Annotated in this window: 17 protein-coding genes and 1 riboswitch; of the genes, 7 read left to right on the top strand and 10 right to left on the bottom strand. The window is 44.2% G+C overall.

From position 1 onward, the window contains the following. Nucleotides 1-97: 97 nt before the first annotated feature. The 4 genes from NSU00_RS02990 to NSU00_RS02975 all read left to right on the top strand — a co-directional run bounded on the left by NSU00_RS02990 (nucleotide 98) and on the right by NSU00_RS02975 (nucleotide 6,018). On the top strand, nucleotides 98-1,342 hold the full coding sequence (locus NSU00_RS02990; protein WP_328191784.1) for an extracellular solute-binding protein: 1,245 nt from the start codon (nucleotides 98-100) through the stop codon (nucleotides 1,340-1,342). A 185-nt stretch (nucleotides 1,343-1,527) separates the two neighbouring features. Further along, nucleotides 1,528-2,742 carry a carbohydrate ABC transporter permease gene (locus NSU00_RS02985; RefSeq protein WP_340703395.1) on the top strand — a complete coding sequence of 405 codons (1,215 nt, stop codon included), beginning with the start codon at nucleotides 1,528-1,530 and terminating at the stop codon, nucleotides 2,740-2,742. Between the two features lie 12 nt (nucleotides 2,743-2,754). Then, complete coding sequence (locus tag NSU00_RS02980) at nucleotides 2,755-3,582, top strand: carbohydrate ABC transporter permease (RefSeq protein ID WP_013858456.1); 828 nt, start codon at nucleotides 2,755-2,757, stop codon at nucleotides 3,580-3,582. Between the two features lie 141 nt (nucleotides 3,583-3,723). After that, entirely contained in the window at nucleotides 3,724-6,018 is a 2,295-nt protein-coding gene (locus NSU00_RS02975) for a glycoside hydrolase family 65 protein (protein WP_340703394.1), read from the top strand. 145 nt (nucleotides 6,019-6,163) lie between these two features. Here the strand turns inward: NSU00_RS02975 and metC are convergent, their stop codons facing one another. From metC to NSU00_RS02930, 9 genes are all read right to left on the bottom strand, one after another. After that, complete coding sequence (gene metC, locus NSU00_RS02970; protein WP_340703393.1) at nucleotides 6,164-7,339, bottom strand: cystathionine beta-lyase; 1,176 nt, start codon at nucleotides 7,337-7,339, stop codon at nucleotides 6,164-6,166. Continuing rightward, nucleotides 7,336-8,451: a methionine biosynthesis PLP-dependent protein gene (locus tag NSU00_RS02965; RefSeq protein ID WP_340703392.1), complete on the bottom strand. Its 1,116-nt coding sequence runs from the start codon at nucleotides 8,449-8,451 to the stop codon at nucleotides 7,336-7,338. Before NSU00_RS02965 ends, metC begins: the two co-directional genes overlap by 4 nt. Before the next feature lie 77 nt (nucleotides 8,452-8,528). Further along, nucleotides 8,529-8,649: riboswitch (SAM riboswitch) on the bottom strand. Between the two features lie 379 nt (nucleotides 8,650-9,028). After that, complete coding sequence (locus NSU00_RS02960; protein WP_340703391.1) at nucleotides 9,029-10,006, bottom strand: KpsF/GutQ family sugar-phosphate isomerase; 978 nt, start codon at nucleotides 10,004-10,006, stop codon at nucleotides 9,029-9,031. A 14-nt stretch (nucleotides 10,007-10,020) separates the two neighbouring features. After that, nucleotides 10,021-10,863, bottom strand: coding sequence for a 3-deoxy-8-phosphooctulonate synthase (kdsA, locus tag NSU00_RS02955; protein ID WP_340703390.1), 843 nt, complete (start codon nucleotides 10,861-10,863; stop codon nucleotides 10,021-10,023). Nucleotides 10,864-11,133: 270 nt separating this feature from the next. Beyond that, nucleotides 11,134-13,053 carry a BglG family transcription antiterminator gene (locus NSU00_RS02950; protein WP_340703389.1) on the bottom strand — a complete coding sequence of 640 codons (1,920 nt, stop codon included), beginning with the start codon at nucleotides 13,051-13,053 and terminating at the stop codon, nucleotides 11,134-11,136. A gap of 267 nt (nucleotides 13,054-13,320) precedes the next feature. Continuing rightward, complete coding sequence (locus tag NSU00_RS02945; RefSeq protein WP_340703388.1) at nucleotides 13,321-14,757, bottom strand: 6-phospho-beta-glucosidase; 1,437 nt, start codon at nucleotides 14,755-14,757, stop codon at nucleotides 13,321-13,323. Between the two features lie 156 nt (nucleotides 14,758-14,913). Beyond that, a complete protein-coding gene (celB, locus tag NSU00_RS02940) occupies nucleotides 14,914-16,269 on the bottom strand; it encodes a PTS cellobiose transporter subunit IIC (protein WP_017552255.1) in 1,356 nt (451 codons plus the stop codon). Between the two features lie 21 nt (nucleotides 16,270-16,290). Further along, on the bottom strand, nucleotides 16,291-16,794 hold the full coding sequence (locus NSU00_RS02935) for a hypothetical protein (RefSeq protein ID WP_340703387.1): 504 nt from the start codon (nucleotides 16,792-16,794) through the stop codon (nucleotides 16,291-16,293). A gap of 193 nt (nucleotides 16,795-16,987) precedes the next feature. Further along, a complete protein-coding gene (locus NSU00_RS02930; protein ID WP_237682136.1) occupies nucleotides 16,988-17,314 on the bottom strand; it encodes a PTS cellobiose transporter subunit IIB in 327 nt (108 codons plus the stop codon). Nucleotides 17,315-17,740: 426 nt separating this feature from the next. Between NSU00_RS02930 and NSU00_RS02925 the strand changes: the two genes are divergently transcribed. Genes NSU00_RS02925 through NSU00_RS02915 form a run of 3 tightly spaced genes read left to right on the top strand, consistent with a single transcriptional unit; the run spans nucleotide 17,741 to nucleotide 20,447 of the window. Beyond that, nucleotides 17,741-18,259, top strand: coding sequence for a DUF6431 domain-containing protein (locus tag NSU00_RS02925; protein WP_340703907.1), 519 nt, complete (start codon nucleotides 17,741-17,743; stop codon nucleotides 18,257-18,259). A 42-nt stretch (nucleotides 18,260-18,301) separates the two neighbouring features. Further along, nucleotides 18,302-19,654 carry a DDE-type integrase/transposase/recombinase gene (locus NSU00_RS02920; RefSeq protein WP_265114904.1) on the top strand — a complete coding sequence of 451 codons (1,353 nt, stop codon included), beginning with the start codon at nucleotides 18,302-18,304 and terminating at the stop codon, nucleotides 19,652-19,654. Beyond that, nucleotides 19,647-20,447, top strand: a complete 801-nt coding sequence (locus NSU00_RS02915; protein WP_014096192.1) for an ExeA family protein — start codon at nucleotides 19,647-19,649, stop codon at nucleotides 20,445-20,447. The genes NSU00_RS02920 and NSU00_RS02915 overlap by 8 nt, the downstream gene beginning before the upstream one ends. Before the next feature lie 73 nt (nucleotides 20,448-20,520). On the opposite strand, the gene NSU00_RS02910 is transcribed toward NSU00_RS02915, so the two are convergent. Beyond that, nucleotides 20,521-20,850, bottom strand: a complete 330-nt coding sequence (locus tag NSU00_RS02910) for a PTS lactose/cellobiose transporter subunit IIA (protein ID WP_340703386.1) — start codon at nucleotides 20,848-20,850, stop codon at nucleotides 20,521-20,523. Between the last annotated feature and the right edge of the window lie 211 nt (nucleotides 20,851-21,061).

Raw genomic sequence — 21,061 nt, 5'->3', positions numbered from 1 at the left:
TAAAAATTTTATTATAGATCTAAAGATTTCAATATCATTGTATGCGCATACATGGTAATATTCAAGTGTAATCATCAAAACTAAAGGGGGCTTTAGGATGTGGAAAAAAGCGGGCGTTATTTTGGCAGCGCTTACGCTTGTTGTGGGTGTGCTGGCCGGCTGCGGCAGCAATTCAAGCTCGAAATCAAGTAAAAACGGCAGTTCCTCGAAAAAGATTGTGTTAAAATTTGCGGCACAAAATGACAGCACACCTGCGACAAAAGCAGTCATTGCAGCTTTTAACAAACAATCGAAAAAATACCAGGTGAAATGGGTGCAAATGACGAATGACTCGGCACAAATGCATGACCAATTGCTGACTTCGCTCTCCAGCGGATCAAGTGAGTATGACATTATGTCCATGGACGTTGTATGGGGCGGAGAATTTGCCGGTGCCGGTTACCTTGTCCCGATTGACAAGAAAATGATGGATGCCAATTTGACGAAAGACCAGTTCAATGCCGGTTCGATGGCTTCCGGAAACTATGAAGGGAAACAATATACACTTCCATTCTTCCCGGACCTCGGCATTCTGTATTACCGTTCCGATATTGTCAGCAAGGAAGATGCTGCGAAACTCGAAAGCGGGGACTACACCTATAAAGAACTCGGAAATATGGCTGCAAAATATGCCGGCAAAGGCGGAACGACAAACGGTTTTGTTTATCAATCCAAACAATATGAAGGCTTAACTGTCAACGTGACAGAATTCACGAATCATTATAAAGATATCAAAGGCGGCCTTGAGACGATGTACAATTTTACAAAAGCATCATGGGCGCCGAAAGATTTGCTAAACTATATGGAACAACAAACGCTGGACAGCTTTGCACAAGGAAAATCAGTCTTCGCGCGGAACTGGCCGTACCAGTACGGCACCATTAAAACAGGCGGAGAAGGCGTAAAAGTAGACATCAAAAATGTCGGCATTGCCCCGCTTCCAAACGGCGGCGCTGTCGGCGGCTGGCTTCTCGGCATCAACAAAAACTCAAAACATGTGGAAGGCGCATGGGAGTTTGTAAAATTCGTAGCCGGCAAAAAAGGGCAGAAGATTATGTCCACAAAAGGCGGTTACCTGCCGGGATATAATGATTTGCTGAATGATCCTGATGTCCAAAAACAAAACAAAATGCTGACCATGCCGGGCTTCCAAAAAGCGTTGAAAACGACGATTGCCCGCCCGGTATCCGCGAAGTACAGCAAAGTATCCGACACGATCCAAATTGCGGCCCACAAATATTTAAGCACAGGCCAAAATCTGGATGATGCAGCCAAAACGATCCAGGACGCAGCAGGCGAATAAGCAACCGTCCAGGGGCGCGTTTTACTCCCTTTCCGTCCCCGGGCGCCTGCTTTTCATAATGGTTTGATATCGGCGAAAGGCTCTATTCAATAGAGCCTTTTTTAAAAAGATATGAGGGGGCGCTGCATAAACTGTGCATCCTCCGTACGGGAAGAAACATTACGGTGAAAAGAGGTGCCAGCATCATGAAGAAGAACCGCTTGCAGGCTTTTTTATTTATCCTTCCAGCCCTGTTGATTATCGGCGTATTCTCGCTGTGGCCGATTTTTCAGTCACTCCGCTATACCTTTTTTGATTATCAGCTGAATAACCAGCAAAAATCGGGGCTGTACATGAGCCCGCGCTATAATTTCGATTTATTTGACGAAACGCAAACGTATGTCAGGCTGTTTCTGACAGAAGACCAGGAAAAAATCACCGACCCGGCCGACCGGCAAAAAGTCGACAAGCTGGTCCATCGCGTTGCCGATGTTGCCAAGCAGTATAAAGGCAGAAAAGGCGTCCAAAAAATCAGCCAGGCCGACCAGAAAAAGCTGATGGGCCTTTATACCGACTCATCCAAACTGGTAAAGGAAATCAATGCCAAATACAATACGCAAAACGGAAAAAATTTATCAAAAATTGTTAAAGATTTCAAAAGCAGCTTTGTACCCTCCAACTTCATCGGTTTCAAGTCTTATAAAGAAGCATTGCATGATAAACGGCTCGGGCATGCCTTATGGAATACCGTGCTCTTTACCGTCGTTTCGGTTTTCCTTGAGTTTGTCCTCGGCCTCGGCCTCGCCATGATTATGAACAAAGCGTTCAAAGGGCAAGGCATTGTAAGGACAACTTCGCTGATCCCGTGGGCGATTCCGACCGCGGTTGCCGCGCTCATGTGGAGTTATTTGTATGACGGCACAAGCGGCGTTGTCGCACACTTTTTCCAGTCTATCGGGCTGATCAGCGATTCGCGCATTCTGCTTTTAACGGGATCCGGCGCGATGGTATCCACGATCTTAGCCGACGTTTGGAAAACAACGCCTTATATGGCCCTTTTGCTGCTTGCCGGCCTGCAAAACATTTCCAAAGGGTTGTATGAAGCCGCATCCATTGACGGCGCAACAAAAATCCAGCAGTTTTTCAAAATTACGCTGCCAATGCTCAAATCTTCCATTTTGGTCGCACTGCTGTTCAGGACACTTGACGCTTTTCGCGTTTTCGACCTGATTTACGTCCTGACAGGCGGCGGTCCGGGCGGGGCAACAGAAACCATGTCTGTCTACGGTTACAAAACGATGTTCGGGCAAACCAACTTCGGCTACGGCTCCGTCATTGTGATCATCATGTTTATTTGCGTTGCCATCATCGCAACCATTTACATTAAAGTGCTCGGTGCCAATCTGATGGATAAAAACTAAGGAGGGATGGCCATGAAAACGAACCGCAAATGGAATGTGCTCATCATCGCCCTGATTGCCGTATTTTTATTTGGGATGATATTTCCGTTTTTCTGGATTTTTATCACCTCCTTTAAACCTTCCGGGGAAATTTTTGGGGACGGGGCTTTTCGGGTCTTTGCCCATCATCCAACATGGGAAAATTACACGCAGATTTTCCAAAAGGGAATCCTGACATCGGTGAAAAACAGTTTTATCGTTGCGACAACGACAACGGTTTACATTATTTTAATTGCCACGTTTACGGCTTACGCCATTTCGCGTTTTGATTTTAAAGGGAAAAACTTGTTGCTCGGGCTGATTCTGGCGGTTTCGATGTTCCCGCAAATGATTGTCACCGGGCCGATTTATAACTTGTTCCTGCATTTGCATTTAACGAACTCGTATGCGATTGTCCTGCCGTATTCGACGATCACCCTGCCGACTGCGGTATGGATCCTGGTGACGCATTTCAACCAGATTCCGCTCGCACTTGAAGAATCGGCAAAAATTGACGGTGCGACGCCGGTCCAGACGCTGTTCCGGATCGTCTTCCCGCTTGCCGCGCCAGGTGTTTTTACAACTGCGATTATTACATTCATTGCCGCGTGGAACGAATTTTTGCTGACGATTACCTTAAACTCGGACGCTAATTACCATACTGTGCCGGTCGCGATTTCTTTCCTCCGCACCCAGTTCGAAATACTTTGGGGACAGGTCGCTGCCGCTACCACAGTCGTCACGGTCCCGACCCTGATCATCGTCCTTCTGTTCCAGAAACAAATCGTCTCCGGCCTTACAACGGGCGGGGTGAAAGAATAATTTCACATCCCCCGTACTGCAAAAAAGGAACACGTTGAGCCGGCAGGAGATCCGTTGTTGCCTGCCGGCTAAATCATAAAGAAGATGAAGGGTACTTGCATCATGCCCTCTATGAATTTCAAATTTTTGGAGGAACCGCGTATGACATGGGAAATGGCAAAACACGAATGTGACAAACAAATGCTGCTGGTCAATGAAAGTTTATTTGCACTCGGGAACGGCTATCTTGGCGTGCGCGGCAACTTTGAAGAAGGCTACCCGGAAGAAATTCCTTCCATCCGCGGCACATACTTGAATGCTTTTTATGACATTACAGACATCGAATACGGGGAAAAAGCGTACGGATTTCCGGAAACCGGGCAGAAAATGCTGAATGTGATCGATGCGCAGACCATCGAAATTTTTCTTGGAGAAGAAAAAGAACGCTTTTCTCTTTTTGAAGGGGAAGTTCTCGGTTTTTCCCAAACTTTGCACATGAAACGCGGGTTTTCCGAACGTGCCATCCACTGGAAATCGCCTTCCGGAAAAGAAATCAGACTCACTTTTTCGCGGCTCGTTTCTTTTACACAACGGGAACTGTTTGCGATTCAAGTGAAAATGAAGCCGGTGAACTTTTCCGGGCCGGTGCGGGTGATTTCCACTGTCAACGGTGATGTGCAAAATTATGTCGATGCAAACGACCCGCGGACCGGATCTGCCCATGCAAAAAGGCTGGCTGTGACAAAAGCTATAGAGGAAGGCGGCACCATTATACTGCGTGCCCGCACATTTGCTTCCGGGCTTGAAACGGCCTGTGCCGTAACCCATACTGTTAACGCCCCTTGCGAATGCCGTTATGAACAAGACGAAAATAAAGTGCGCGCAATCATCAATTTCAAGCCCGGCCAACCGGTATGCTTTACAAAATTTGCGATTTACACGGACACGCTCCGCCACGGGGGCCATGTCGCAGAAAAAGCGGCGGACATCCTGAAAAGCATGCAAGGGAAAGATTTTTCCGCACTCATACGGGAGCAGGAGCAATATTTAGCCACTTACTGGCAAACAGCGGACATTGAAATTGACGGCGATCCGAAACTGCAGGAAGGGATCCGTTTCAATCTGTACCAGCTCCTGCAGTCTGTCGGAAAAGACACCGCCAGCAATATTGCGGCAAAAGGGCTGTCCGGGGAAGGTTATGAAGGGCATTACTTTTGGGACACGGAGATTTATATTTTCCCGGTGTTTCTGTTGACGCATCCGGAACTCGCGCGGCATTTGCTGCTGTACCGCTACCATATCCTTGACCACGCACGGGCAAGGGCAAAAGAGATGGGCCATCAAAAAGGCGCGCTATTTCCGTGGCGGACGATCTCCGGCACGGAATGCTCCCCGTATTTCCCTGCCGGCACAGCGCAGTATCATATTAGCGCGGACATTGCTTACAGTTATATGCAGTACTGGTATGCCACGCAAGATCAGGACTTTATGAAGCAATACGGCGTCGAAATTCTCGTGGAAACGGCACGGCTTTGGCTTGAGGTTGGCCATTACCGGGAAAAAGACGGCAAATTTGCGATTGAAGATGTGACCGGGCCGGATGAGTACACAGCCATCGTCAACAACAATTACTATACAAATGTGATGGCAAAATATAATTTGAAATCAGCTCACAAATTTTATCACTGGCTGAAAGAAACAGATGATGCCTATTTTGCGGCATTTGCTGCACGGCTTGGTTTAACGGACAAAGAAGCGGCAAGCTGGCTGAAAGCAGCGGATGGGATGTATCTCCCTTATGATGAAAAACGCGGCATCCACAAACAGGATGACAGCTTTCTCGATAAAGCGGTCTGGGATTTTGAACATACGCCGAAAGACCATTACCCGCTCCTTTTGCATTACCATCCGCTCACGATTTACCGGTACCAGGTATGCAAACAGGCGGACACGGTGCTCGCGCATTTTTTGCTGGAAGAAGAGGCCGATCCGGAAACGGTCCGAAACTCGTATCATTATTATGAAAAAGTCACAACACACGATTCATCGCTGTCCACTTGCATCTTCAGCATCATGGCGTCAAGGCTCGGCGAAACGAAAAAAGCGTATCAATATTTTATCGAAACAGCCCGTCTTGATCTTGATAACACGCACGGCAACACAAAAGACGGCCTGCATATGGCCAATATGGGTGGGACATGGCTGTCCATCGTGTACGGATTCGGCGGCGTCCGGATTAAAGAAAACGGGCTTTTCCTGGACCCTGCCATTCCGGAACAATGGGACCGCTATTTATTCCGTCTCACCTACCAAAACCGCAGGCTCCAGGTGGAAGTCACGCGCCATGCGTTCAAAGTGGCATTGCTGGAAGGAGATGCGCTGGACATCCATATCGGCGGCCGGACAGAAACGCTGCAACCAGGCAGGACGGTTACCCGGCCGATTCCCGGATTGTGAATACAGGCGTTTTCATTGCACAAAAAATAGAAAAAAGCAGCGGGCCCCTTTTTACAGTGGTTTCCCGCTGCTTTTTTCGGAACTTCTGAACGAAGCGGGCTTTAACCGGCAACAGTTGGCGTTTCCTGCTGAAGGAATCCGGCTTCTATTTCACTGTTGTGCCAGCTTTCGTGTATGAAAAAGCCTGCTCAAAATCGGCAATCAGATCATCCGGATTTTCGAGGCCAACCGATAAGCGCAACAAGCTGTCGGAGATGCCGCGTTTTCTTCGGTCCTCAGGCGGCATGGCGGCGTGGGACATTTTTGCCGGATAAGACAAAATCGATTCTACAGCACCGAGGCTGACGGCAAAAACCGGGATTTTTACATGGCTGACGAATGCCCGTAGCGCCTCTTCATCTTCCAGTTCAAACGACAATACCGCGCCCGGCCCTTGTGCCTCCAGCTTTTGCAACGCATGCTGCGGATGGTGCCCGAGCCCCGGATAATACACGTTTCGCACAAGCGGATGCGCATCAAGAAAATGTGCAATTTTCACCGCTGATTGCTGTGATTGGAGCAGCCGCACATGCAACGTTTTCAACCCGCGCAAAACGAGCCATGCATCCTGGACGCCGAGTATCGCCCCGAATGAATTTTGCAAAAAGCCGAGGCGCGCTGCCAATGCTTCATCTTTTACAACTGCAAGCCCGGCGACGACATCGCTGTGCCCCGCTAAAAATTTCGTCGCGCTGTGCAGCACGATATCCGCCCCGAGTTCAAGCGGACGCTGCAGGGCAGGCGTTAAAAAGGTGTTGTCGACAAAGGTGAGCGCCCCGGTTGCCTTTGCCAGTTCACTCACCGCCCGGATATCCGTCACTTTTAAAAGCGGGTTTGAAGGGGTTTCTACATAAAAAGCTTTCGTGTTCGGGCGGACGGCCTGCCGCACTTCTTCAAGGTTGGTCATATCCACAAATGTATGTTCAATACCAAGCCGTGTCAGGACTTCCGTCACCATCCGGAACGTGCCGCCGTACACATCCTCGGTGATCACAACATGGTCGCCCGCCGACAAAAGCAGAAACGCCGTTGAAATCGCCGCCATCCCGGAAGCAAACGCGAAACCTTTGGCGCCGCCTTCGAGTTCGGCTATGACATCCTCGAGCGCTTCCCTCGTCGGATTGAGCGAGCGGCTGTAATCGTATTTGCCGAACTGGTCAATGTCCGCCTGGTGGTATGTCGAAGCATGCTGGATCGGCACACTCACCGCACCGGTCGCCGGGTCAATTTTGTGGCTGTTATGTAAAAGCCTTGTTTGAAAAGAATAATCTTCATTTGTCATCGTGTTTGCACCCCTTCGTGAATGTTGGCAAAAGCTTTTTCAATATCTGCAATCAAATCGCGGTCATCTTCAATTCCGACTGAAAAGCGCAAAAGGCAGTTGTCCACGCCTGAGGCAATCCGTTTTTCTTCCGGAATGTCGGCATGCGTCTGTGTAGCCGGGTAAGTGATAAAACTTTCCGTCCCGCCGAGGCTTTCGGCAAATGTAATCAAAGACAGGCCGCGTAAAAACGGGTCAACCCATGATTCTTCTTTTACACGGAAAGAAAGCATCCCGCCGCGGCCCGGATACAGCACATCTTTTACATCCGGATGCGCGCTTAAAAAGGCCGCCACAGCTTTTGCATTCTTTTCGTGTTTTTCCATCCGGAGCGCCAGCGTTTTCATACCGCGCATCAAAAGCCATGAATCAAACGGGCTGAGTGTGGCGCCGGCGCCGTTATGGTACAAGAAAAGCTTGTCGCAAAGTTCAGCGCCCTTTGCCACGATCAGCCCAGCCAGCACGTCGTTATGCCCGCCAAGATATTTCGTTGCGCTGTGGACCACAATATCAGCGCCTTCTTTGATCGGCCGCTGCAAAAGCGGAGTATAAAAAGTATTGTCCACGATCAGCAGGATTCCGTGCCTTTTCGCAATTTCAGCCACAGCGCCGATATCCGTCTGCTGCATGAGGGGGTTTGTCGGCGTTTCAAGAAAAATGGCTTTCGTTTTCGAGGTGATTTCTTTTTCAATATTTTCCGGGTTGCAAGTATTCACGTACTTACAACAAAGCCCCCATTTTTTATACCCCTGCTCAAGCAGGCGGTAGGTACCGCCGTATAAATCATCACTCACAATCCACTCATCGCCGGCCTGGAACAAAGATAAAACAGTGAAAATCGCAGCCATGCCGGAACTGCACGCAAACCCGCGGTCCCCGCCCTCCAGATCCGCAATCGCTTCTTCCAGCAACTGGCGTGTCGGGTTGCCGGTACGGGAATAATCAAAACCGGTCGACTGCCCAATGCCTTCGTGGTGGTAAGCGGTAGAAAAATAAACAGGCGGGTTCACCGCACCTGTCACGCGGTCACTGCGGTTTCCGATCTGTGCAAGTTTTGTTTCTGTACGATACATGATGGACACTCCCTCACTTAAAATCAAAAAGCCTTCTCCAATAAGAAGAAGGCCATTCTTTTCGTGCATGAACCATCTTCTTATCTTTCAAGTTATGGATCCCATAACTTGCAGGACTTAGCACCTTTTCAACGCGTAAAAGCATTGAAGGTTGCTGAGGCTTCATCGGGCCATTCCCTCAACCTCTCTTGATAAGAAAATACGAGTATGAAATTTGCCATAAACACCGCAAAAGCCATTACACAACGGACTTAAAAAATGCTTATGTTCAATTTATCCCCTTTTTTCGGATTCGTCAAGCTTTTTTAAAAAATTTCCAATTTAAATTTTGTTTTTCTTATGGACAATCAATATGGTGAGAAAATAAAACAGCAAAGATGAAAGGAGAAGCGTAATGACCCCGTCTGTAGTATTCGTGACCCTTTTATTTTAATAGGCCACTGAACCATTGTCACCGAAATCTTTGTGTGGTATCCCCGAAAAGAAGCAGACAGCTGCTGTGTAAATATTGGCGGTAAACACCAAAAAAAGCGGTATTCTTTATGAATCCGCTCTGTCCAATATCCTGTTATTTTGCCTATATAGTCTGGATCAAATCCTGAATATGGAGCATGGCAACCGGTTTCTGGGCGGCAACAACCGGCAACACCTTGAAAGCATGGTCTTCCATTATCCGCAATGCTTCCGCTGCCAGCTGATGCTCACTGACGCAAACCGGATATTTTGTATACAAATCTGCTACTTTTTTGTCCAGTACTTCATGGCCGTTTAAAAGCTCACGCCGGATATCGCCGTCCGTTAAAATACCGGCCAGCCGTCCCCGATCATCAATAACTGAAACAGCCCCCGCCCCCGCTTCCGTCATCATAAATAATGCTTCCTTTATGCCGGTGTCCATTCCGGCAACCGGGTTCATGCTTTTCCGTTTAGCCACATGGCCAACCGTGAGAAGCAAACGCCGGCCAAGCGAGCCGCCGGGATGGAAGAGCGCAAAGTTTTCCGGTTTAAAGTCCCTTGCCTTTAAAAGGGCTACCGCGATCGCATCCCCGAGCGCAAGCGTGACGGTGGTTGTAGAAGTCGGCGCAAGGCCGAGTGGGCACGCTTCCTCAACTTCCCCGATATCCATCACCAGATTCGAACGCCGCGCCAGTGTCGACTTGCGTGAACCGGAAATGGCAATCATTTTTGCGCCGATCCTTTTGATGGAGGGGATCATATTTAATATTTCCGAAGTTTCCCCGCTGTTGGAAATGGCAATGAGGATGTCTTCTTTTGTTATTTTTCCAAGATCGCCGTGCAGTGCTTCTCCCGGGTGAAGGAAAAATGCCGGGGTACCGGTGCTTGCAAATGTGGAAGCAAGTTTCCGGCCAATGATGCCCGATTTCCCCATTCCTGTAAAAATGACTCTGCCTTCGCACGCCAATATCATTTCAATGCCTTCATTTATACGAAAATTGATCCGGTCTTTCAGCTTTAAGATCTCATTGGCTTCTTTTTCCAGTACTTCACGGACGCTTTCGACATAATTGATGCTTCGTTTGAAATCTTTTAACATCCTATTCACCTCCGTTAATGGATGTTTGCTGCCGTTTGTTCTTTTATCATGCGATCAATTTCAATTATTGGCTTTAACATTTCTTCAATATCATCCAGTTTCACCATATTCGGGCCATCCGACCAGGCCTGGTCCGGATCAGGATGGGCTTCGAGAAACAACGCATCGATCCCGCAAGCCGCCGCTGCCCTTGCCAGATACGGGACAAACGCACGCTTTCCGCCTGTTGAAGTGCCGTTTCCGCCCGGAATTTGGACACTATGGGTAGCGTCAAACACGACCGGATACCCTAATCTGCGCATTTCCGGAAGTGCACGCATATCCACCACCAGGTTATTGTAGCCGAATGTCGAACCACGTTCTGTAAGGAGAATTTTTTCGGTGCCGGATTCTTCCAATTTTTGAATGACGTTTTTCATATCCCAAGGCGCCAAAAACTGCCCTTTTTTGACATTCACGATTTTGCCCGTCGCGGCGGCGGCGAGCAGCAAATCGGTCTGGCGGCAAAGGAAAGCGGGGATTTGCAGTATGTCGAGCACTTCCCCGGCTGCTTTTGCCTGGTGCGGCTCATGAATATCGGACGTGACCGGTGCGCCAAATACATTTTTAATCCGGTCAAGTATTTCGAGCCCTTTTTCCAGTCCCGGGCCCCGTTTGGAAAAAATGGATGATCGGTTGGCTTTATCGAAAGAAGCTTTAAAAACGAAAGGAATGCCGAGTTTTCCGGCAATGGTTTGAAGGGTTGCGGCTGTTTCCATGGCCATCGTTTCACTTTCAATTACGCACGGGCCGGCAATCAATACAAGCGGTAGAGATGGGCCGAAAGCTATCCGGCTGTTCAGTTGGACCGTTTTCATTTGCTCACTCCTCATTTTTAAGTTTTCACGTGTCTTTACTCCTTCTACTGCAGGTTACAAATATTATCCTTTAGGAAACCGCACAAGGCAAGGAAGTTGTAAAAAATATTCACAAACTTTTTTCGCTTTTATGTAAAGTTATCTCCAGAAATACCAAGCACAAAACCGGACAAGTTTTGTGCTTGATAACGCGGATGGCGGGTAAAATCTCCTTCGGGGAAATGGCTGGCAAAATATTCCTCTTATAAATGGTAGCTGCATGGGGCTCAATTATTTTATAAATGCCATTAACTCATCAGCCGTTTTGCTTTTGATGATTTTTTGCACAACAGACCTGTTTTCGATAATTGAAATGAGCTTTTTATACATATCATCTAAATCCGCTTGCGTGCCTTCTTTAATATTTAACAAGCAAACAAATTGAACCATTTGCTGATCATGCCAATGAATAGGGCTTTTTAGTGTGCATACTGTCCAAAACGTTTCCTTCGTTACGGGCACCATTGGATGGGGAATGGCTACGAGATTCCCAAAACAGGTTGGCGTAATCGACTCCCTTTCTAAAACAAGGTTTACATAATCCCTTGGTACAAGCTTTTGCTTATATAGTTCATCACATAAAAATCGAATCACACTTTCCTTATCCTGCAATTCCAGTTGGAGGAAAATTCTTGAAGGATGCAAATATTTCTCTGCCACATTTTGCGTCCTAGATAAAAAACAATTTATAGCTTGAATGTCCTTGTCTTCCAAAAAAGTATTCACAACTTGGACCGGGACGCCAAAATCCTCCTTTATAGGGACAGTGCTAATGATCAGATCAATGAAAGATAAATCATAGGATGATAAATTGTAATAATTAATGGTATCGGCAATTTCAATTTCTTGGCCATACAAATTTTGCAATCGGTAGGAGAGCAATTTTGCGCTCCCTACGCCCGATGCGCAAACGATGAGTACTTTTTTTATTTTTTTCTTGTTTAATTTCATCCGTTCTAGCGCAACACCAATATGCAGCGCAATATAGGCAATTTCATCTTCAACCACTTCCATTTGCAAATACTTTTCTATACATTTGCTGGCAATAATGGCGCCTTCAAACGCGGCCGGGTATTTTTTCTTTATATCGTTTAATAACGGATTCCGGATATTCATTTTATACCGCAATCGGTTCATTGCAGGACGGATATGCAGCGTTAACGCCTGGATAAACTCGCGGTCTTGGCGAAAGTCCCAATTCAATTCAGACTTTAAACGATCTAACATACAATTTATAATCGTTCCGGCTTCATCAAATTTACTAAACTCGGCCAGTTCCTTCTTGTGTAAAAGTTTGGTTCCCAATAAATGAACAATAACATAATCGATTTCTGTCCCAGGAAAAGTTAACGAAGTAAAATCTTCCACTTCTTTTATAATTTCATTCGCTACAATTTTTTCAAATGGATGATCATCGACCAGAACATCAGCCAGCTCTTCAATAACAAAGCCTTCCTGGATTCTTCTGCAGGCGATGGCAATATGCGTTGCTAAATTTTCCAAAGATATATCAGAGATTTCAATTTTATATTTATTAACCTTTTGGATGATTATTTCTTTAATCTTTTTAAATAGTTCCGGATCAATGAGTTGTAAACAATCTTCTTTTAGAAATGCTTCCTGGTTCCGCTCCAACAATAAATTAGACAAACATAGACGTTTCATATATTCATCGCCTTCAACCTTTGAGCCATAGTGCGGACGGTTGATTAGCTTTAAATGATATTTATCAAGAATTTCCTTTACCATCTTTAAGTCATTTTGTAATGTCGACAAAGAGATGAACATCTCATCTATAAAACTTTCAATTTTAACAAAATCTGTTTCTAACAATAACCGGCGCAAAATATAGAGAACTCTCGTATCTTTATCAGTGAAGTCACCCGCTAAATGATGTTCCTCCGTAGAAATCTCATTGAGAATTTTTGAAAAAAGCCCGTCATCTAATACTTTTACGCTATATCCCAATCCTCTGGTCGATTCAATTTGAAACCCGTGTGATGCCGTATTATTTTGCATGAACTTGATTTCATTTCGAATCGTTCGGTCACTGACGCCCAGTTCTTTTGCCATCCAGCCTGCAGTAACGGGTTCTTTTGATTTGGATAAAAGGATTAAGATATCTTTCTGCCGTCTTGATAAATTAGACAATGCCAACAACTCCCTTTTATCATTGATTACTACAATTTTTGGCAAAGAGAAACCATTTTTTCGGGCTGTGATGTAAACGTTGAAAAAACCAATGCCTTTATCCTTGTGCAGCCTGCCTTATCGTAGTTACCTTCTGCACCTATTGCCGCCTGAGATTTCTATTCTTCCCGTATATGAAAAAATGGAGTTTTAGTGAAACTCCATTTTTTCACCCCAGGATTGAACATGGGTTTTATTTTAAATGTGGAAAAACGGCCGTCCTAAAAGTTAAAGATCTTCACCATTTGTTTCAATGACATGCTTATACCATCCAAACGACTTTTTCTTTTTTCTTTCTAAAGTTCCGTTTCCCTCATTGTCTTTATCTACGTAAATAAAACCGTAACGTTTTTCCATTTCTCCTGTGCCGGCGCTGACCAGATCAATACAGCCCCATGGTGTATAGCCCATTAAATCAACGCCATCCAGTTCAACTGCTTTTTTCATTTCCCCGATATGATCGCGAAAATATTGAATGCGGTAATCATCGTTAATCGAACCATCTTCTTCAACCACATCCCGCGCACCGAGGCCATTTTCTACAATAAATAAAGGAATATTGTACCTTTCATATAAAGCATTTAATGAATAACGAAGGCCTACCGGATCAATTTGCCAACCCCAGTCACTGGCTTGCACATAAGGATTGCGGACAACGCGGCCAAACTCTCCATCAGGCTGGCTGTCTTTTACTTCACGGGCGCTGACAACTTTAGACATATAATAGCTGAATCCAATATAATCTACTGTTCCTTCTTTAAGGATTTGCTCATCTTCCTTTGTATATTGTATTTCAAATCCGTTTCTTTCCCAGTATTTTTTCGTATAATGAGGAATCGCCCCGCGAACATGGACATCGCCAAAGAACCAGCGATTACGCATCGCTTCAGTTGCAAGCATCACATCATCCGGATGACAGGAATATGGATATACAGGGACGAAAGAAAGCATGCAACCAATTTTAAAATTCGGATTAATTTTGTGGCCTAATGTAACGGCTTTTGCGCTGGCAATTAATTCATAAAGCGCTGCCTGGTACATGGTTTGTTTCCGGTTTTCACCTTCTTCGTATTTAATTCCTGAGTTTGTGAAGCTTGCGAAATCCATGCTCGTATCTGCTTGATTATTGATTTCGTTAAAGGTCATCCAATATTTTACTTTATCTTTATAACGTCTCATGACTGTCTCAGAAAATTTCACAAAGAAATCAATACACTTCCGGTTTCTAAAACCGCCATATTTTTTCACCAGATGGTAAGGCAATTCAAAATGAGATAGGGTAATAACAGGTTCAATATGATATTTTAATAATTCATCAAACAAATCATCGTAAAATTGCAATCCTTCTTCATTTGGCTCATCATCGTCCCCGTTTGGAAAAATTCTTGTCCAGGCAATAGAAGTACGGAAACATTTAAACCCCATTTCTGCGAACAGTTTAATATCTTCTTTATAACGGGAATAGAAGTCGATGGCTTCATGGTTCGGATAATAGTAACCTTCTAATACACCATCTGTAATCTGCCGTGGAACACCGTGCCTCCCTGCAGTCATTACATCCGCAACACTTACTCCTTTTCCGCCCTTATTCCAGCCGCCTTCCAGCTGGTGGGCCGCTACTGCTCCGCCCCATAAAAAATTTTCCGGTAAAACGTTTTTTGCCATTGTAAACCCTCCACATTGATCTCATTTTATTTCTTGAAAAAAGTTAAATAAGAAGGCGATTTTCCTATGAAGAACCGCCTTCTTTCATTCACCCGCAGTGCAACATCGTTTTCATAGGATATTTCTACATCTTATTCTTCTATTCCAAGATTAGGATCAGAGTACAGATTCTCCACCTTTTTCTTGTTCAACTAACTTCTTATCATATATTCTGATGAACGGAAGATATATGATAAACGCGACCACACCACAAATGAGTGAGACAACTGGCGCCATAATACTCCCGCCTGTTCCAATGAAAGCCCCGATACCGATTGGCGTTGGCCACGGCACTTGGGCGATAAGTGGCGCAACAATGTGCAGTTTGATCGCAAAATAACCAATTGTAGCTGTAGCCATAGGTGCTAAGAAGAACGGGATAGCCAGGTATGGATTATAAACAATCGGTAGTCCAAACAATATTGGTTCATTAATATTAAAGATGCCAGGAGCAAGGGATGCTTTTCCCAGTATTCTCAATTGCTGTGACCGGGCTAAAAATGCAATAAAGATACATAATCCTAAAGTCGATCCGGAACCGCCCATAATGACAAATGAATTTTGGAACTCGCCGGCGAATGGAATATTTGCCCCATGAATATTGGCTTCCATATTTGCCAAAGTAATAGGCGTCAGGAAGGCTCCAATAATATTCGCCCCGTGAATGCCTACAATCCAGAGTGCATGGATTAAGAAGTAAATCACCATCAATCCCAGCCAGCTGCTTGCGATATTCGTAACAAAGCTAAATGGAACAGCGACAACTTTAAATATATCTGTACCTAAAGCTACAAAAATACCATTGATGATTAAGATCACAAAAGCGACTAAAAATGCAGGGATTAAAGCTGTGAACGATCTGGATACCCCTTCCGGAACAGCTTCCGGCATTTTAATCACCCAATTTTGTTTTACACATAACCGGTACAACTGGACAGCAATAACAGAAACAATAATGGCCGTAAATATACCTGAAGAACCTAAACGGCTTACACCACTGTCGCCCATTTCCCAACCGAAAATAATATGAGTCGTATCATTCATTTTTTGGATAAGTGACATTTTTCCATTGCCTGCAACCAATTCCGGAATCGTCATAAAGAAAGCAAACATGGATAATAAAGCCCCGTTTAGCGGGTTTACATTTATCCCTTCTTCTTCAGCATATATTTTTGTATACTCATAACCAATAACAAGGTTGAAATATAATGCTAAAATTCCCATTGTTGCTTTATTTGCCAGCATATACAAGTCACTAATTCTAAAGAAAGTATTATCGAAAAAGCCTTGCAAAAATGTTAAAGTCTGTGGCAATACGTTCAACACCAAGAACATGGATCCTACGATTGTAAATGGTATTGAAGCCATCCCGGCAGCCATTACCGCCCGGACAAATCGAAAAGATGCTACTTTCCCCATAGGACCCATCAGATACTTTTCAAGAAAAGTAAATGCCTTATTTTGTTCTGACATAAAGACCCCTCTTTTCTATTATTAACGAATCGCTTTTTCATACTCCATGATGCGTTGAAAATGCTTGTCTTCATCATGTGTAATTTGGTATAACCGATAAAGGATAAAAGCGCTTAAAAATATCCCGGCAATCAAAACAGTTAAAATTAATCCTTTTGACTTGTTTTGATTGATTAAAAATGGATATAAATGAGCGAAAGATGACGAAAAACAACTCGGCAACAGCAAAATCACATTTGCAATGAGCAAAGTCATGAAACAAAACTTTGTGTATTTAGCATGATTTGTCGGGCTGCTATAAATCTTTACTTGTTCCGCAACGCTCAATATGACAACGATGATCAACGCCAATGGAAGAAGGTATAGTAACGAATGACTCATAACCAATGAAATTAACCAATATACATTCGTAAAGAAAAAGATTGCGGTAACATATCTGACAAGCAAATATCGGTTATAGTACATCGATTTAAGCATCTGGTTTTTTTGATTTTTTTCAAATAATGCTCTTTCTACGTCATTCATAAAAATCCCTCATTTATTAAAAATATGGCTCCCCGCTACTCGTTAAAGCTTAAGCAATCCATTACCTCCAATCCAAAAGACATCTTAACGGGTATCTTGCTTGAAGATCACCTTCCTTCCGACTATCCATAAATTTTGGCATTTCCGGGTGAGTGCATTGTAAATAGCGAAGACCCATTTTCTCATAAGCAAATCAATCTTTTGGCAGTTCTTGTAAGATTAAATTTCCTAATTTTTCAACACCCATTGGAATCGGAATATAGGCTTGTGGCGGAATGTTTACAACTGGCTTTCCTACGCGTTCTCCGGCTTCCTTAAGTTTTTGAAAATACATCTTTGTTTGTGGGCTGACTAAATATAAATCAAAGTCCCCCTTTTCAATCATCTTATTGCCTTCATTTGCTGAAACAGCATCGACTTCAATTTCCTTACCTTTTGTTTTAAAAAATTCCGTTGTCTTCTTCGCCATTAAAGAAGATGACATACCTGCTGCACAAATAATTAATGCTTTTTTCATCATAAATGCCTCCAATTGGTTTTTTATTGTGATTTAAACTTGCTTATCAATGAATTAATGACTTCCGTTGCTTTTAATGGCCCGCTTGTGCCGCCAATCATCCATTTTTCAAACAGCAAACTTGGCAAATTTGTTAGCACTTTCGACATTCAAGTTCATTTGTTTTTTTATAAAGTTCAATGATTTCTTTTGCCAGGTCAATCACTGTCATGGCATTCTGTTTCTGACATCCAAAAATAACCGAAAGTTGACGGTATTGCCTGTCCGGAATTTGACGAGTATAATGTCCTCGTATTTATTCTTGAGAAAGGAAAAGGACATCCCCCATGATGTATAACTGTACCATCAGCTATACGGGGAATGTCCCACCAAAAATAACGATTATGGTTATTGTATCAGATTATAAGCTAATTGAAAATACTCAACTTGGTGTTTTTGGTTAGGGGTGCGGAAAAAGTACCTTCCCCTTGTTGTGGTAAACATATGAAGGTTATTGGGACAAGAGATCGAAAAGCCATTGATAGATCTGGAAAGAAGCATATTTATAATATCAGACGTTTACAATGTGAACAATGCGGAAAGATTCATCACGAACTTCCAGAATTTCTGGTGCCTTATAAAAGATATAAATCGGAATGTATTGAAACGGTTTTGACTAATCGTTCCAATCATGATATTCCGGCAGATGAATCAACACTTTATCGTTGGAAAGACTGGTTTTATTTTTATGTAGAATACTGGATCCATTGCCTTGTTTCCATTAAACATCAGACCAAACAAGATGGGGACGACCTGAAAGTTTTGCCCGAAACTTCGGGGACCGCACTCCAAAGATTAGGGCGATTGGTGGGCAATGCCTCCGGATGGCTGGCGCGTGTTGTCCGACCCGTTGTAAATTTTTATTTATGGGTACATACCCGTTCTGCATTCTTGTCCGGCGGGGGTTGATTTACACTCATGGTAGATAAATAGGAAAGGAGTCTATCATGAATGGATCACAAGAAAGCAGATGAAATGGCAGCCCAAAGGTTTCAACTCATTTCTCCATTATTGGCGGATGGATTGGATGCCGGAAAAGCGAAGGAATTAAAGGAACAAATTTGTAAGGCCTCCGGCCTTTCTGAAAGGACTATCAGGCGTTATTTAACGCAGTTTCGAAAAGAAGGATTTTCAGGATTGAAGCCCAAAGGAAAGCAGTCCCAAACCAAGCCTGAGGCAGTCCCGCCACATATCATAGAACAGGCCATTCTGCTTAGAAGAGAGGCCCCCAGCCGAAGTGTTTCACAAATCATACAGATACTTGAATGGGAAGGTCTTGCAGAACCCGGGCAAATCAAACGTTCAACCCTTCAGGAAAAGCTATCAGAGAGAGGATACAGTTCCAGGCAGATGAGGCTTTATTCGCAATCAGGAGTGGCAGCCAGAAGGTTTCAAAAAAGACATCGGAATCAGCTTTGGCAGTCTGATATCAAATATGGCCCGTATTTACCGATTGGCCCAAATGGTGCCAAGAAGCAGGTATACTTGGTCGCCATTATTGATGATGCGACGAGGTATGTTTTACACGGTGAATTTTATCCGACACTTGATTCCCGGATTGTGGAGGATGCTTTTCGACAAGCAGTGCAAAAATATGGTGCTCCCGAAGCCGTTTACTTTGATAATGGCAAACAATACAGGACGAAATGGATGGGGAGAACCTGTTCAAAACTTGGAACCCGGCTGGTTTACGCGAAGCCATTTTCGCCAGAAAGCAAAGGCAAGGTTGAAAAATTCAACCGGCTCATTGATTCTTTTCTGGGGGAAGTCTCACTAGAAAAGCCGAAGACATTAGAACGGTTAAATGAACTGTTTCAAGTCTGGCTGACAGAGTGTTATCAGGAGAAGCCGCATTCTGCGCTTGGGGAAAAAATAAGCCCAAGATCGGCATTTAGAAGTGACAGAAAAGCACTTCGTTTCATTGAGCCAGATACATTGGCGGATGCATTCCTGCATTGCGAAACACGCAAGGTGGATAAATCCGGCTGTATCAGTTTCATGGATCAAAAATACGAAGTAGGCCTGGCATTTATTGGGCAGAAAGTCGAAGTTATCTATGATCCTGCGGATCTGGAGGAACTCACCATTGAGTTTGAAGGGTATTCGCCATGGAAAGCTCATAAACTTGAAATTGGTGAAAGATCAGGGAAAAGGCCACCCCTTCCTGATCATCTTCAGCCACAGAAAGCCGATTCATCAAGATTATTAAAAGCTGCGGAACAAAAGTATCAGGAACGACAGATGGAACAAACACCAGCCGTCTCCTTCCGGGCTGTATGGAAGGAGGACGGTGAGAATGTTTGAAGCCTTCTACGGTATGACTCATACGCCTTTTTCACGGGATATTCCGACTGAAAAGCTTTATGATTCTCCTATGATGCAGGAAATACTGGGGCGGTTAAAATATACGGCTGAAAGACAGTTATTCGCGGTTTTAACAGGCGATTGTGGGACTGGGAAAACGACGACTATTCGTAAATTTGTTGACCGGCTTGATGATGGACAATATAAAGTACTGTACTTGTCTGATTCCAAATTAACGCCTCGGCATTTTTACAAAGGGTTGTTGGAACAACTCGGGTGCGAGTCTAAATTTTATAGAGGCGATGCAAAACGGCAGCTTCATCGGGAAATTGAGCTTATGAGAGGAATTCATGGTGTTCAGCCGGTAGTGGTCGTGGACGAGGCCCATCTTCTTGATCGGGAAATGTTGGAGGAAGTCAGATTCCTGCTGAACTTCAAAATGGATGCCCAAAGCCCTATGAGCCTGATTCTTGTCGGACAAAGTGAATTATGGGACCGCCTGCGCCTCCAATCCTTCACAGCAATCCGCCAAAGGATTGATATTCAATTCAAACTGGGGCATTACGACAGAGCTCAATCTGCAGAATATATTGCCATGCATTTACAATATTCAGGAGTAACTGAGCAAATTTTCACAGATGTAGCTTTAGATGAAATCCATCGTTTTTCCGGGGGAGCCGCAAGGATCATCAACAAGATTTGTACCCACTGTCTACTTTACGGAGCACAAAACAGGCATCGAATCATTGACGATCATATGGTAAAACGTGTGATTGAAGGGGAACTTTCGTGAAATGACAATGATTTAAATTTAAGTATTAAACTCATAGGGGAAGCTACAATAAAGCGCAAACTGGCTTCCCCCCTTAATTGACAAAAATTCCGTCAATTTTTGGACAAATAACACCGTCAATTTCCTGCCATTTTGGGTCGTCAGTAACAGCATTCATTAAATGATCCTGTGCGTGTATAAGCAATATACTGATTTCTAATTTTTCCCCGCTTGCTTCCCCCTTTATAAGGTTTGTTTGAAAACGATGAGCGATTGTCATGGCTTCATTGGCTTCTTCAATTTTTTGCTCAGCTAATGCAAACTCGCCTGCTTTCGCATGATTGATGGACTCCGCAGCTAAGCTTCGGGCATTTCCGCCATTTAGGATAATTTGAAAGCTGATTTCTTCTATGTTCAACGTCATCACCCTTAACTTGAAAATTGTGTTTTTTATCCTTTTTGTTGCATAATACAAAGAATTGGTCCTTGCTGTTGAAACACAAATCGTAAATCAATCTGGATGTATCCTTAATCACTGCTTGATGCTTCTTTTTATCAGCTGCTTACCTTAACTCCATATTAATATGGAAACGGTTTCACTTTAACCCAAACTCTTTCCTTAGCGCAACGGAAAT

The organism is Weizmannia sp. FSL W8-0401 (assembly GCF_038009125.1).
In the GTDB taxonomy this organism is placed as follows: Bacteria; Bacillota; Bacilli; order Bacillales; family Bacillaceae_C; genus Weizmannia; species Weizmannia coagulans.
The sequence above is the reverse complement of the archived record's forward strand: the minus strand, read 5'-3'. Positions and strand labels throughout refer to the sequence as shown.

What these genes read in the sequence shown, in the direction of transcription:
- NSU00_RS02990 (WP_328191784.1), top strand. Translation starts at nt 98, where the DNA reads ATGTGGAAAAAAGCGGGCGTTATTTTGGCAGCGCTTACGCTTGTTGTG.
- NSU00_RS02985 (WP_340703395.1), top strand. Translation starts at nt 1,528, where the DNA reads ATGAAGAAGAACCGCTTGCAGGCTTTTTTATTTATCCTTCCAGCCCTG.
- NSU00_RS02980 (WP_013858456.1), top strand. Translation starts at nt 2,755, where the DNA reads ATGAAAACGAACCGCAAATGGAATGTGCTCATCATCGCCCTGATTGCC.
- NSU00_RS02975 (WP_340703394.1), top strand. Translation starts at nt 3,724, where the DNA reads ATGACATGGGAAATGGCAAAACACGAATGTGACAAACAAATGCTGCTG.
- metC (WP_340703393.1), bottom strand. Translation starts at nt 7,339, where the DNA reads ATGACAAATGAAGATTATTCTTTTCAAACAAGGCTTTTACATAACAGC.
- NSU00_RS02965 (WP_340703392.1), bottom strand. Translation starts at nt 8,451, where the DNA reads ATGTATCGTACAGAAACAAAACTTGCACAGATCGGAAACCGCAGTGAC.
- NSU00_RS02960 (WP_340703391.1), bottom strand. Translation starts at nt 10,006, where the DNA reads ATGTTAAAAGATTTCAAACGAAGCATCAATTATGTCGAAAGCGTCCGT.
- kdsA (WP_340703390.1), bottom strand. Translation starts at nt 10,863, where the DNA reads ATGAAAACGGTCCAACTGAACAGCCGGATAGCTTTCGGCCCATCTCTA.
- NSU00_RS02945 (WP_340703388.1), bottom strand. Translation starts at nt 14,757, where the DNA reads ATGGCAAAAAACGTTTTACCGGAAAATTTTTTATGGGGCGGAGCAGTA.
- celB (WP_017552255.1), bottom strand. Translation starts at nt 16,269, where the DNA reads ATGTCAGAACAAAATAAGGCATTTACTTTTCTTGAAAAGTATCTGATG.
- NSU00_RS02935 (WP_340703387.1), bottom strand. Translation starts at nt 16,794, where the DNA reads ATGAATGACGTAGAAAGAGCATTATTTGAAAAAAATCAAAAAAACCAG.
- NSU00_RS02930 (WP_237682136.1), bottom strand. Translation starts at nt 17,314, where the DNA reads ATGATGAAAAAAGCATTAATTATTTGTGCAGCAGGTATGTCATCTTCT.
- NSU00_RS02920 (WP_265114904.1), top strand. Translation starts at nt 18,302, where the DNA reads ATGGATCACAAGAAAGCAGATGAAATGGCAGCCCAAAGGTTTCAACTC.
- NSU00_RS02915 (WP_014096192.1), top strand. Translation starts at nt 19,647, where the DNA reads ATGTTTGAAGCCTTCTACGGTATGACTCATACGCCTTTTTCACGGGAT.
- NSU00_RS02910 (WP_340703386.1), bottom strand. Translation starts at nt 20,850, where the DNA reads ATGACGTTGAACATAGAAGAAATCAGCTTTCAAATTATCCTAAATGGC.